This window comes from Cnuella takakiae (assembly GCF_001953305.1).
GTDB lineage: Bacteria > Bacteroidota > Bacteroidia > Chitinophagales > Chitinophagaceae > Flavisolibacter > Flavisolibacter takakiae.
The window spans coordinates 3,637,364-3,651,619 of record NZ_MTFE01000010.1 but is presented as its reverse complement, the minus strand read 5'-3'; the positions used below and the strand labels follow the sequence as shown (position 1 = coordinate 3,651,619).

Annotated in this window: 7 protein-coding genes; 2 read left to right on the top strand and 5 right to left on the bottom strand. The window is 49.7% G+C overall.

Annotation, left to right across the window (positions count from 1 at the left end; genetic code table 11):
- Nucleotides 1-8: 8 nt before the first annotated feature.
- Entirely contained in the window at nt 9-635 is a 627-nt protein-coding gene (locus tag BUE76_RS15830; protein WP_073047824.1) for an alpha-ketoglutarate-dependent dioxygenase AlkB, read from the top strand.
- Between the two features lie 146 nt (nt 636-781).
- Here BUE76_RS15830 and BUE76_RS15825 read toward each other — a convergent pair whose 3' ends face one another.
- The 3 genes from BUE76_RS15825 to BUE76_RS15815 form a co-directional block, all read right to left on the bottom strand.
- Nucleotides 782-1,630 carry a glycosyltransferase gene (locus tag BUE76_RS15825; protein ID WP_073047821.1) on the bottom strand — a complete coding sequence of 283 codons (849 nt, stop codon included), beginning with the start codon at nt 1,628-1,630 and terminating at the stop codon, nt 782-784.
- Nucleotides 1,631-2,331: 701 nt separating this feature from the next.
- On the bottom strand, nt 2,332-3,270 hold the full coding sequence (locus BUE76_RS15820; RefSeq protein ID WP_143157462.1) for a hypothetical protein: 939 nt from the start codon (nt 3,268-3,270) through the stop codon (nt 2,332-2,334).
- Nucleotides 3,271-3,351: 81 nt separating this feature from the next.
- Nucleotides 3,352-6,504, bottom strand: a complete 3,153-nt coding sequence (locus tag BUE76_RS15815) for a TonB-dependent receptor (protein WP_073047815.1) — start codon at nt 6,502-6,504, stop codon at nt 3,352-3,354.
- A 296-nt stretch (nt 6,505-6,800) separates the two neighbouring features.
- Between BUE76_RS15815 and BUE76_RS15810 the strand changes: the two genes are divergently transcribed.
- Nucleotides 6,801-7,997 (top strand): bifunctional 3,4-dihydroxy-2-butanone-4-phosphate synthase/GTP cyclohydrolase II, encoded by a 1,197-nt coding sequence (locus tag BUE76_RS15810; RefSeq protein ID WP_073047812.1) that lies wholly within the window; start codon nt 6,801-6,803, stop codon nt 7,995-7,997.
- A 225-nt stretch (nt 7,998-8,222) separates the two neighbouring features.
- Here BUE76_RS15810 and BUE76_RS15805 read toward each other — a convergent pair whose 3' ends face one another.
- Both BUE76_RS15805 and BUE76_RS15800 read right to left on the bottom strand, forming a co-directional pair.
- Complete coding sequence (locus BUE76_RS15805; RefSeq protein WP_073047809.1) at nt 8,223-13,001, bottom strand: translocation/assembly module TamB domain-containing protein; 4,779 nt, start codon at nt 12,999-13,001, stop codon at nt 8,223-8,225.
- A 179-nt stretch (nt 13,002-13,180) separates the two neighbouring features.
- Nucleotides 13,181-14,191 (bottom strand): isoaspartyl peptidase/L-asparaginase family protein, encoded by a 1,011-nt coding sequence (locus BUE76_RS15800; RefSeq protein ID WP_245798425.1) that lies wholly within the window; start codon nt 14,189-14,191, stop codon nt 13,181-13,183.
- Nucleotides 14,192-14,256: the final 65 nt, after the last annotated feature.

The following is a 14,256-nucleotide window of genomic DNA, read 5'->3' as shown; positions in this document are numbered from 1 at the left end:
TTTGTAAAATGGAGACTGGTGTACCTGGCTTGCTGGTAATTCCTGACTTTATTGATTCTTCGATGGAAGCCGCTTTGATGCAGGAAATAGATACCCAAACATGGGTTGTAGACTACGACAGAAGGTTGCAATACTACGGCTACCGCAATGAACTGGAAACCCCATACAACCTGGTTGCCATTCCTGTACCCTTGCCGCCGGTAGTGCAACAATTATCCGAGCAATTGGTAGCGCGCAAGTTATTGGTATATCAACCCGACCAGGTGATCATCAATGAATACCTGCCGGGGCAGGGACTACGGCCGCACAAGGACCGGAATTATTTTGAAAACCAAATCTGCGGCATCAATTTAGGCAGCGGCTGCATCATGCGGTTCATTAAAATCAAAGGCGGCGATGTGGTGGATGTGGCAGTTCCCCGGCGTTCCTTATACCTGATGCAGGATGATGCCCGCTACAAATGGAACCATTCAATACCCTCAAGGAAGAAAGATACCATTGAAGGAAAGGTACAACACCGCGAAGTAAGGTGGTCGATAACCTACCGTAAAGTAATACCCGGTAAGGTAAAAGCGATAAATCCGGATGGTAAGGTCGCTCAGATGTTGCGGGAGCTGTTCCCGGCTAATGGGTAGATAGTGCTGTTATACCACTTAAGCCTCGACTGTTCTAGTTGGCAGGAGTTAGCAAACCTATCATACCGCTATTTGCGGGCTGCAGCATGATAGATTTGCTAAAAGGTGAAAGATTCGGGAAAGCAGATACCAAACCAATAGGACAGCTATGCTTTTCGAAGTGTCAAATTGGTGGTAAGTATTTTGCCTATTTTTTTTATTGACGACAAAGATTGCCTTGCGTCTATGCGCAAATTATACAACGCTGATTGCAGCATTTTGCTTTGCGGGACTGCTTCTTTCCGTACACCAAAGTCAATGTTGTTGAAGGTGTAGGCTCTTTTAAGATTAGGGTTTTGTGCGTTCCAAATATTGTTGGGATGAACAACCGTAACCCATAGCCTCTTTTCGGTATACACAGTTACATGAGCAGAATCTGCCCATTGTTTGTGCTCCCTTGAAAATACTGAAGCTGCAGCATCGCGCTTTTCCACGATACTCGTAAATGGACTGAATTTATTCTCCTTTTTTACTATTTCGTTCCGGTCATCTTCAATCACCATTTGAAAACCTTTGCGGAAATCAATAACCAGGTTGTGTATGGGTTTGAATAAATATTGAATGGTTTGAATAAAATCCTTGTGGATCAGGTCGTCATTATCTATACGGCTGGTGATTATGTAGTCATTCTCTGCAGTGGTTTTAGCCTGCATTTCACTGATAATGGTAGGCCTGAATTCGGCGGCATCATCAATATAAACTGGCGAGAACACAGGGTATTCCTGTTGTAAACGACTGATTTTTTCTTTGAAGAATTCAGGTGTGTGCAGGTCAAAAAAGACCAGCCAGGTGAAGTTCTGGTTGGATTGGTTTTGTACGGAGGGCAGGCAATAAGTTTCAAACAACTTAAAACGATCGGTAAGCCATTGTGTGCCTACCACTTCATTGCCGCTTTTGGTCTGGTTCCAATTCTTGACTTTGATGTTGAACCTTGTGATCAGGAAATGTTTGTACATAATATTGCCTTTAACATGAATTCATGGTTATTCACCTAAAAAACATTTTAGGTTGTAGCGGTATATAACCCGCAAATAGTGGCAATTGCTCCCATGAATTTGTAGGAGGCAACTGGTCCAAGACCAGCTGCTGTAAGCAGCGGTAGGAACCAGGCAAAATGTTTTCACAGAGTATGTTAGCGGTTATTAGCGGTAATTAAGCTAGGTTGCAAAAAGAATATTATCAAAGTTGGTTTTAAAATATATGTGTTAAAATATAAACATTTATTTTAAATACATGTAGTTGAAAAATTTTTCTAAATAATTCCACCTAATTATTCTAAGGTAGGGTAAAGAAGGGAAATATTTAAATATTATGGAAATAAATATTTTTGTTTTTGGTTATATAATCATCGGGTCTCAACCTCGTTCAAATGAAAAGCCAGATAAGAAAGTAATGGCCGCAAACACAGGCAATTGATGGCGCAAATGCCATTATAATTAAATAAAAAGAATTGGACTGTAATCCTTACTACATGCTTATTGGGAATGAACAATCCATATCAGGTAACACTGTGACCTCTGGTTGCATTGGGAGATTAAATTTTAGTGGGTTGCCAGAAGCAATATGAAAGCACTTCATACAGTTTGAAAGTAATGGGAAGCGTCTACGTGTAATAAATAGATAGTTGCCTGGGTACTTGGCAAGAAGTGTTACGTGCTCACCTGATTTTATAATACAGTCCAGCCCGCAAGTACCTGTTGTAAGCATTTAATTTTTCGCCGTTATCAGCTGAAAGATCAAGGTAGTCTGTCAGTCCATGAGCATAGGCAATTGTTACCGATAGATTGCCCATCTGAGCTGTGGATTGTAGCCTTGGCCTTAAGTCAGTAATATGACGTTTGTATTCAATGACAATTTCTTCATTTGTACTGGTGAAACTGGTTTTTTCTTGTACGCCCACATTAAATGCCACATCCATTCCCATTAGCGGGTCCAGGTCTATCATGCCTAAGTTGAGCCTTTTGCCGAAATGGGGATTAAGGGTTAGGAAGTTATTACGGATAATTATTTTTCCGGTAACAGGTGTTACCCATCCCAAGTCACCATTAAGGTATTTAGGCGTTTGCCTGCACCTAAGGCTTTCGTAACTAACACCTATACCGCCAATGAATTGGTTGGGTGAAAGGTGCTGCGCCTGTAATTCTCCACTTAAGGAAGGCAGGGGGCTGCTGCCAAATGGCGCCAGGTTACCAAAGCCCAGCCTGGATATTCTATATAGATAAATGGCTTCCTTCTGCGCACCATTTCCGCCAAAATAGGACAGGCCTGGTGCCAAACCCGCCCTGATTTCCCAAGTTTGCGCCTGAACAACAACAGGGTAAACTGCCAGGAATAGGGTTGTGAAAATGAAATGCAGCTTTTTCATGGTGTTGCATTGAAATGAAGGAAGGCTGGATGCAAAAAAAAGTTGAGGGTGGGAAAAGGACCGGTTTCGTGGGTACTTAATTGGATGAAAAGCAGGAAAAACGCAGAGCCTTAATGATGTGCTTTCATAAATGTACAACTCCAACAATTTCTTGTCAAGAGCAGAAAACCCTGTGTTGTTGATAACTGGAGGTATAAAAATGCTGTTTACTTGCCAGTAATATGGCCGCATTCGTCTTAGTTCAATCGAACACATAACAAAACAGCCACCGTTCGGTGGCTGTTTTGTTTATAGCAACTATTTACTTGATGGTTAATTCAAAGAATAGCGTACTCCCAATTGTCCCTGGAAACGGGAAGCAAAAGTGGGGTTCCAGGGCGTCTGGCCTACGTTGAAAGTATAGCCTTTCACCTGTGCAGCACCGGTGCCCCGGGTAACAGTGGTAAGCACGCTGTATGCCTGGTTGGTTACAGCATACTGACGGCCCCAGTCGCGGTTCAGCAGGTTGGTGAAGTTGAACACATCGAAAGTTACCTGCAGGGTGTGGCGGTTCTTGCCTTTACCTACGAAGAAGTCCTGTGCCAGACGGGCATCGATCACATGCTCCCATGGTGTGCTGGAGGCATTGCGCTCGGTGTACTGCCCACGGCGGGTGCTCAGGTATTTGTCTTCATCAATAAAGCGCTGGAAGGCCGCTGCTTGTTGCGCAGCTGTAAAGCGCACGGTACCATTGGCATTCAGGAAATCCACGAAGTTGATCTCGCTGGCGTTGCGGGGCACATACAACAGGTCGTTGCCAAAGCGGCCGTCGTTGTTCAGGTCGCCATTCACGAGGTAGGTAAAGCGTGTTCCCGAGTTACCTGCATAGAACAGGGAGAAGGAAGTGCGGAAGTACTTGGCATATTCGAAATTGGTACTCAGCACTGCGGTGATGCGGTGGGGCAGGGCATAGTTGGAAATGGCCAGTTGCGGGTTGTTGGGGTTGCCAACTACCTGCACAAACTCCCAGTTGGAAAGTGCTGTGGAAGAAGAACCTGAGTTGACATCTGCCGAGTTGTTGTGGTTGTAGGCTACCTGCGCAAACACATGCTTCCAGGTGCGGTTAAACTGCGCCGTGAGGTTGTACGAATATCCCCGATCGGTATTGCTCAGCAGTATGGCATTGGTAATGGTGGGATTCACGCGGCGTGCAGTAGCCGAAGCGGCATAGGCAATGCGGGTATCGGCGCCGTTGTTAAAGGCGGGGTCTGCCACACCAACAGGAGCGGTCAGGTTTACATCGCTGTAAGCAATATTATTGAGGGTCTTGCTGTAAATGGCCTCAAAGGTTGCCTGCACACCACCGGGCAGTCGCACGTCGGTAGCTAAGTTAAAACGGGCCACCTGCGGAAACTTGAACTCGCGATCGATCAGGTTGGTTTCGAAGTTGCGGTTGTTGGCATTGAGGCTGGTGACATAGTTCACATCGGGATTAAAGCCCAGCCCATTGTTTACCTCGTTGGCGGGCGTAGCTGTTACGTCTGTTTGGCTATAGGTATTCAACAGCAAGCCATTGTTCGAAAACTGGTTGGAAACCCAAACAAAAGGAACACGGCCGGTGAAAATACCTGCACCACCCCGTACAATCACCTCGCGGTTACCCATCACATCGTAGTTGAAGCCAACGCGGGGGCTCCACAGCAGTTGCTTGTTGGGGATATAGGAAGTTGAGTACTGTCCTTTGAAGGTGGAATCTACAATCCTGTTGAAACCTGGCTGGTCCTGGATCACCGGCATATCGGCTCGCAGGCCGAAGGTGAGGCGGAACTGGCGGTTGAACTGGATTTCATCCTGCGCATAAAATGCAAGCTGGGCGGCATTGAAGCGGGCTGCAGGACGGGCTGTGCCGGCCACATTGCTCCAGGTTGCATCCAGCTGGTTGGGGTTATTGTTGTAAAAATCCTGGAGGCTTCGGAAGCGCCAGCGGCCATTCAGGTTATTGATAAAGAGGTTGCGGAACTGGAAGAACTCGTTGTGCGTACCCACCGTAATGGTGTGCTTGCCACGGGTAATCCGCAGGTTGTCGGTGATTTCGAAAATATCCTGATCAAGTTCGTTGGCGGTAGAGCTGCGCTCGGAGCCCAGTTGCACAGTGCCCGATCCAACAGTGATTTCCACCGAGGGGAACGCAGTACCAAGGGTGCTCCGGAAATCGCGGATGCGGTGTTTACCCAAAATCAGGTTGTTGGAAACGCGATTGCTGAAGCGGCTGCGCAATTCCATTACCGTGATATTCTGGTTGTTGTTGAAGCGATAGGCGTTGTTGCCAAATCGGAACAGGGTAGCCGATCGCGAAATATTGTCGTCGAAGGCATCAATGAAATTATGCCGCAGGGTCAGTCGGTGCTTTTCGCTGATATTCCAGTCCAGGCGGGCAAATAGTTTGTCGCTCTGGGTTTGTGCGTCAAACACGCCTGCGGTCCCCGGATCGTACTTGTAGGTATTATTCAGGAAAGTGCCCAGGGTTTGTGCATCCTGGGTAGTGAGCAGGGCGCCGTTTTCGCCGGCATTGAAAATGGTAGGGGCCGTACGGCGGGTTTGTTCGCCATTGACAAAAAAGAACAATTTGTTCTGGATGATGGGACCGCCTACACGGAAGCCGTACTGCTTGTCGCTAAAGGTTGCCGATTTCACTTTGCTGATGGGGTCGGAGCCAATGGTGTTTTGGTTGCGTACAAAATAGTACACCGAACCATCCACCTTGTTGGTACCCGAGCGGGTTACGGCGTTCACGCCACCACCGGTAAAATTGCCGTAGGTGATATCGTAGGGTGCCAGAACCACCTGGATCTCCTGGATGGCATCCAGGGAAATTGGCTGGGTGCCGGCCTGTCCGCCGGGGGTGCCGGAACCTGACAAGCCAAACACGTCATTGTTTACCGCACCGTCAATGGTGATGTTGTTGAAGCGGTTGTTGGCCCCGCCAAAGGAGTTGCCATTGGCCTGGGGGGTTAGCCGGGTAAAATCCTGGAGGGAGCGGCTCAGTGTTGGCAGCCTTTCAATTTGCTGGCGACCAATGCTGGTGGAGGCACCGGTTTTGCGGCGGTTGGCGCCCGAGGTTCCGGTTACTACCACTTCCTGCAAGGTGCCTGCGGTGGTGGCAAGGGGCACATCAATGCGGCTGTTTTCGCCTAGGGAAAGGGTGATATTGTCCTGAACAAAGTTCTGAAAACCAACATAGCTAACTTCTACACGGTAGGGACCGCCGGGAATCATGTTGGGAATGCTGTACACCCCGCGGGTTAAAGATGTCGTACGAAAAGTGGTGCCGGTAGGTTGGTGAACGGCCGTGATGGTGGCACCAACCAAAAGGTCGTTTTGCGGGCCGGTAACGGTACCACTGATACTGGAGGTGGTTACCTGGGCCCAAAGGATTTGCGCAGCTAATAAGAAAAAGCCGAGCAAGAGGGTAGATTTCCTTTGCATTTGCTGTGATTTTCTGATGTGATTAGGGGTTTTCCCCTGCAAAGAAACTAATAACAGACCGAACAGGACCGGGTTTATATTAACAATTTATTACCGGCAAGCGGATTTTGGATGCCGGATATCGGATTTCGGATGTTGTTCATGGTGGTAAATCCCTTTTAAGTTACCCCACCAAAATCCGATACCCGCAATCCGAAATCATAGATCTGAAATCTCAAAATCCGGCCTTCCACAATTAACGTTGCCACCTGAACCCTTGCCTTCTTTTCCTTGTTACCTTTGCGAAAATTTCCGAAATGCTGGATACCATAGAAAGTGCGATAGCGGATATCAAGGCAGGCAAGATGGTGATTGTGGTGGACGACGAGGACCGCGAGAACGAAGGTGATTTTATAACGGCAGCACAGAACATTACGCCCGAGGTCGTAAATTTTATGGCCAAGCACGGCCGCGGCCTGATTTGCGTTCCCCTTTTGGAGGAGCGGTGCGATGCACTGAAGCTGGAGATGATGGTGAACAATAATACCGCGCTTCATGAAACCGCTTTTACCGTCTCTGTGGACCTGCTCGGTCATGGCTGCACCACGGGTATTTCGGCCCACGACCGTGCCGCTACCATCCGGGCCCTGGTAGATCCTGCTACCAAACCGGATGACCTTGGCCGCCCCGGCCATATATTTCCCTTAAGAGCCAAAAAAGGCGGTGTGCTGCGCCGTGCCGGTCATACGGAGGCTGCCATTGACCTTGCCCGCCTGGCTGGATTTGAGCCCGCCGGTGTACTGGTTGAAATCCTCAACGATGACGGATCCATGGCACGTCTGCCCGAGTTGCAGGAGATTGCCCGGAAATTCGACTTCAAGATTATTTCTATAAAAGACCTGATCGAGTACCGCATCAAACGCGATTCCCTGATCGAAGAGATTGTAAGCGTGGATATGCCCACCAAGCACGGCCACTTCAAGCTGGTAGCCTTCCAGGAAAAAAATACATCCAACGAACACCTTGCCCTCATAAAAGGCAGCTGGGAACCCGGCGAGCCCATCCTGGTAAGGGTGCACTCCAGCTGCTTTACCGGCGACATACTGGGCTCCATGCGTTGCGATTGTGGCGAACAACTCCATGGCGCCATGGAAATGGTGGAACAGGAAGGTAAGGGTTGTATCCTGTACATGAACCAGGAAGGCCGCGGCATTGGCCTGCTGAACAAACTGAAAGCTTACCGCCTGCAGGAGCAGGGCATGGATACCGTAGAAGCCAACCTCCACTTGGGTTTTCAAATGGACCAGCGCGACTATGGCGTGGGTGCGCAAATACTACGTCACCTGGGTATCACCAAGCTGCGCCTGATTTCCAATAATCCCCGCAAGCGGGTAGGACTGATTGGTTATGGTTTGGAGGTAATGGATAATGTTCCCCTCAAGGTTGCACCCAACCCCCACAACGAACGCTACCTGGCCACCAAGCGGGATAAGTTGGGACATGAATTGCATTAAGATCAGTTGAATAGGCGCCTAAAAAATTAGCTTCAAGCTGCAAGCATTGAGCGTAATAAGCATCCAGGTTAAAAGAAAAAAATGTTGGTTTTGCTGCCTATCGAACCATCAAAAGCCCTGCACAAACGTGCGGGGCTTTTGCGTAGTGCATGGTCACCTATCAATCCTTTTCCAAAACTTAGTGGAGCAATTGGGGGTGCTTGTACCTAAATGCCTGCAGCTGTATTACTGCCTCACCGAATCTGTACCTGAGGGCAAACTATCCAAAGCCGCCTGCGCTTTTAACCGTCCTTTCTTTTTATTGAAAAAGAATTCCTTTAAGGAGTCGAACTCCTTCCGGTAAGAAATAGAAGCACCCGTTCGGGTGGTGCGGATGCCACCGCCTGCTGAAGATCCGCCGAAGAAATCGAGGTTTTGCCGGTAAAAGAAAGTTGCCCGTACGGTGCCGCTTTCATTGATCAGCCATTCCGCTGTTACATCAGGCAGGTATTGTACCGTTTGCTGGAGCGTACTTTGAAGCGGCACGTTCAGCGTACTGCCAAATGTGATGATAAAACGATCGTCGAAGAAACCCTTGCCCACGCTCAGGTTCACGTCGCCCTGGTTGATATTGAAGTTGCGCGAGGAGTTCACCAGGTCGCGGTTATACAGCGATCCGGAGAAATTGAACGTAAGGTCATTGTTGTTGATCACCTTCGACAGTAGCTGGTTCAGGCGTTTGTTTACCTCGCCAAAAAAGAGTCCCGAAATGGTATTGTAAGCCAGTTCGTTAAACTGACCGCCCTGGTTGGTGCCGTTTTCAAAAGGCGCAAAGGAGTTGAATACGATGAGGTAGGTAACCTGCTTGTTCAGTTCATTGGGGTTTTTCTCAATCTGCTGGATGGCATAGGTAAACTCGTTGGCTGTACCCAGCGAACGCGGCAACTCCAATTCAAAAGTAAAGGTAGGCTTGAACAGCTCGCCGGTGAGCTTGGCTACCACGTTGATATCGCCCCTGAAATTGGACACGTTTACATTGCCTGCGGCACTGGGCACCAGCCCACTCTGCACCAGGGGCGCAAAGCTTACCTTTTCGGCACGGTACACCGCATCAAATTTGATGTTGGCGCCATATGGATCTCCGGTCCATTCTATAAAATTGTTGCCACCCGGACGGATGGTGAATGGCTTTTTGAAAAAGGATTGGAATGTAAAGAGGTAAGATCCTTCCAGAATGTCGTAACGGCCCCTGATATTCAGGGGTTCGGTGGTGCCCGCCGAAATGAACAGGGTACCCGTACCCCGGCCCTTGATGATATCGCCGGTCAGTTCGTCCAGGATCACCTCAATATTTACCATCGGGTTGGCCGTGAGGTTTACCTGGTAGGTTAGATTGGTGCTGTTGCCGCGCAGTTCTTCTTCCGTCATTTCGCGGCCATACTTGCGCTCCACCATGAAGTCGGCCAGTCCATTTTCCCGGCTTTCACCCGGCGGCAGGGTGATATAAGAGCTGTCCTTATCGGAAGCCACCATGTCAATATTCATGAACATATCATCCTGCCTGCCCGTAAGTTCGAAAGACCCGGTACCCATGGCCCTGCCATAAAAAGTCTGGTTGTCCTGGTAGGTGGTATTAAGCAGTACCATGGGCTTGTTATCGGTTCGCACCAGGATGTCAAACTTCATGTTCTGAAACCCTTCGTGCCCGATCTTGCCCCGCATGGTGGCGGTATTGCCCAGTGAGTCGCGCATTTTGATGGTGCCGAAATCAATTTCATTCTCCCGGAGTACGATCTCTGTATCATCCAGCCGGTAAAACACCTGCGTGAAATTTACTTTCAGCCCGGCGTTGTGCAGTTGTGCCCTGCCCACAAAATCGCGGTTGGCGCCCTCGCCCAAAATATCCAGTTGTCCCGTTGTGGTGCCCTGCAGCCCGGAGAAAAGCCCGCCAATAAAGCGTTCTAAAATCTTTACGGGGTAATCTTTTGCTTTTACCGAAATACGGTCCTGGTGCTGGTTGCTGCTATCAATCAGGTCGAGTGCAAGCTCCACCGAAACCTGCTGGTCGGGATTTTCGCTGTCCACCGTTCCGGCTAATAAACCCGTGGTATTGTTATACCCAATCGCCGCCAGTACCGAACCTATCGAGTCATTATCCAGGCGCAAGGCTTCGGTGCGCAGGTTGGTGATAACGTTCAGCCGGTTTTGCGGGTCTTCCACAAGTATTTCGCCGTTCAACAAACCATCGACCCGGTTTTGTTTCAACAGCAGCGGCGAGAGGTCGCCCAGGTTTACACGGGTAAGGTTAACCGTCAGGTCCGTCCAGTTGCCAATCCCCGAAGGCTGGGTTGCCAGCCGGATCTCCTGGTCTGTTTCGCGCAGCACCACGGCGCCCTGCACCACGGTATTCTTCCGGAAATCCAGTTCCCCGCCTTCCTGTGCCGTCCACATTTTTCCATTGATGACAAATTGCGAGGGTTGGAGCAATACCTTAAAACCATCTTCAAAAGTTTGCACCTGCGCTGCCAGCGCCGCGCTGTTGATGGTCTGGTTGGCAACGGTATTGAGGTTAACAGTGGACAGGTCGTTGCTGGCCGTAATGCTGAGGGTAGTATGCGGAAAGTTAAGGCTGTCGCTCACCACGGCATTGTCCACACTGCCATAAAGCATCAGCCGCTCCAGGTTGCCATCAGCATTAAGCGCCACATTGGAAAATGCGTATTGCTTGAAACCTGCCTGGGGCACATCGGCACGCACCTGCATCTTGTTGGAGTCCAGGTCCAGCATCCCGCTGATCTCGCTATTATTAAAACCGGTAAAGTTGGGGTTCAGCAGTTTGATATAGTCTTCAATGATGCCGGTTGTAATGCGGAAGGAAAAGGACTGCGCCGGCAATTGCCTACGGGGCGGCCGGATATAAGAAGGGTAGTAGCGGTTCAAAAAAAGCGTGAACGCATCGGGCAAGGAGGCCAGGTCATAACGGCCATTGATTTCGGCGTCCAGTTCATTGGAAGATGCCCGCAGGTTCTTGACCCCATCACGAATGCTGGCAGTAAGGGTCAACGAATCGAAGGGCAGGGGCTGTCCATCACGAAGCAGGGAAGCTTCCGTGATGCGGGCACGGCCCACAAAGTTGTTCAGGTTATTGCCCCTGAAATCGAGGTCAAAGTTTCCTTTCAGCACCAGGTCCTGTGGCGTGATACCCAGCAGGCGCAGGTTAGCATAGTCTATCTGCGCTTCGGCGCGAAAAACGGGAACCTTGCTGGCCAGGTCTACCAGGCCTCTTATACGCAGGTCGGCATTGGGGTCTTTGATAATGAAATCACCATCAAGGGTACGGTTGGCCACCCTTCCCTTAGCGGTTATGTTCTGAAAATTATAGCCGTTGTATTCAATGGCCCTGATGGTGCCATCGAGGTTTGCATTAAGGGAGCGCCATTCAAAGCCCCTGCCTTTTACATTTCCGGCAAAACTCAGTTTGCCCAGCTTTGTGTCGTTGAGGAAACTGCCCAGGCGGAAACCTGAGGTGGAAAGCGAACCGGAGTATACGGGTGGTTTGCCGGCAGGCAATTTCATGTTGAGATCGGAGACCACGGTGCCCAGCGCCGTTTGTATGGTGCCAAAGGTTACAAAGTCATTAAGGAAGCCGGTGAAGTTGCCATTGAACCGCAGGAACTGCAGTTGCCGCAGGTTGGGTGTGCTTACCCGGCGCAGGGCAGGAGCAAGGCTAATCGCGTCGGTATAAGTTGTGCGGAGTTGGTTGGCTTTTACATTGATAAAAGTGGTAGTGATATCGGGCAATCCCACCAGGCTGAAGTCGCCGGCAAAAAAGGTGTTGGCACCAGCGGTAGCAATCACGTTCTCGGCCGAAAGATCATCTACGGTTCCTTCCGCCTTGCCACTGATGCGCAGGGTACGGTTCCAGCTGCGCAGTTCGGGAGCAAAAAAAGCAAGATCGTTGCTGTGAATGGTGCTGTTTCGAAAATTGGCATCCATCTGCACCGCATGTATAAAATCCTTCATGCTGTTGATGGAAGGATAGTGCATGGCAAAGTAGTTGCCCAGCATGCTTTCGGGGGTGCGCAGTTCCAGGTTGGCAAACTCCATCATACCGGGATGCAGGCGAAAGTTTGCGGCAATTTTATTTACCGTAAAACCACTGCGTTCCTTGGTCGACAGGTTCATCCGGGCACGCAGGGTGTCCCCTACAAGCTTTACGCCTTCAATGGTGCCGGTAATTTTCCGGAAGCCCAGGTGGGCGCCGTCGAAATAAGTATGTGTGGCATGGGTACTGTCCTGGTCGGAAAGGAAAGCGCCATCTTTCAACGAAATATAGCGCACCGCCATGCGCCAGTTGTCGGCATTGAAAGGACCACTGGTGGTATCCTTATCCTTTGCAGGTTTGGCGGCTATGGGTTTGGGTGGCCGCTTCCCGTCATAATCAAACAGGGAAAAGTAAGGCCGTACCAGTTCCAGGCTATTGATATCAATGACCTGTTGGGTAATACTGAGCTGGTTGGCATCCAGGTTCATTACGCCCACCCGAACGGCCATATCACGGCCAACCCATCCGTCTTTTTGCAAAAAGGATACGTTGCGCAGCTCTACCTCTTTCAGGTCCAGCTCAATACCCGATTTCTTTTTCGGGCCCGAACTTCCCGGCGATGCAAAATAGTCGGCCATGAACTGGTAGTTCCAAACGGAATCCGATCGTTGCAGTTTGATTACCGCATTTTCCAGCCCTATGTACTTGAGTTCCGCCTTTTCGCGCAGAAAGAACCAGTCGGTGATGCGCACCGTGAGTGCGCCGGCATAAAGGAGGGTATCCTTTCTCTGGTCTTCCACCAGCACGCCTTCCAGGTTCAGCCGGTTGAAGAATCCAATCTCCACGTTATTAATGGCAATGCGGGTACGGAGGTCACGGGAAAGCCTTTGCGTTACTTGCCGCACCACGTAGTTCTGTCCCCATTCGGTATGCAAAAACCCCAGCACCAGCAGTATTAGCAGTACCAGGGAAAGCAGCACACGACCGGTGATATCAAAAAAACGTTTCAGGCTTTTAAAAATTTGGTGGTAAAAATAACCAAATGGGAGAACGGAGCGGAGGAAGGTTTATTATGAAATCCCGCTTTGCAGTTGCTTGATAAGGATTGGGTTTTATTGAATGATAAACCAACCTGGGATCACCTACCTGCAACCCGTCTTTAGTCCTTGTAAATCGCGATCACCGGTTTGCCATCCTGTTTGATATAACCACGGTACATGCCTTCGGTATTAAAAGGCATGGCGATATTGCCATTTTTGTCTACAGCAATCAGTCCGCCGTCACCGCCAAGGGCAGGCACTTTTTTGTGGATCAGTTCATCGGTGGCTTGTTTCACCGTAAAGTTTTTATACTCCATCAGGTCGCTTATGGTTTTCGCTACCGACAGGCGGATAAAGAATTCGCCCCAGCCAGTGCAGCTCACCGCAACGGTATTGTTGTCGGCATAAGTGCCTGCGCCAATGATGGGGGCATCGCCAATACGGCCAAACTTTTTATTGGTCATACCGCCGGTAGAAGTGGCTGCTGCCAGGTTGCCCTGCATGTCTACAGCTACGGCTCCAACGGTACCATATTTATAGTCGCGGTTTTCGGGTTGCTTCAGCATGCCGGTAGTTTTTGTTTTATTGCCATGGTCGAGGGCCACGCTGTCGGGGTCCTCGGCACGCACCTTTAGCAGTCCTTGCCAGCGTTCTTCGGTGTAGAAATAAGAAGGGTCTACGATCTCAAGGCCTTGTTGCTTGGCAAATTTTTCGGCTCCTGCACCCACCATCATCACATGCTGGCTACGCTCCATTACAGCACGGGCCGCAGTTATGGGGTTGCGGATGGTGGTAACAGAAGCTACCGAACCAGCTGCCAGATTTTTACCATTCATGATGGAAGCATCGAGTTCGTTCTTTCCTTCATTGGTAAAAACGGCACCCTTGCCCGCATTAAACAAGGGGCAGTCTTCCAGTACACGTACAGTTGCTTCAACCGCATCCAGTGCCGAGCCGCCGCTGTTCAATATTTTATACCCCGCCTGCAAGGCATCATTCAGGGCCTGCTGGTAAGCTTTTTCCTTTTCAGGCGTCATGTTCTTTTTCAGGATGGTACCGGCACCGCCATGGATAACTAAAGAGAACTTTTTACCGCCCGCCCCGGGCTGCTGGGCCTGTATGTCTGTCATAAGGAAAAGGGTTAGGAGTAAAATCAGTGTTCTCATGTAAAAAAATTGTTCCGGTAAATATCGGG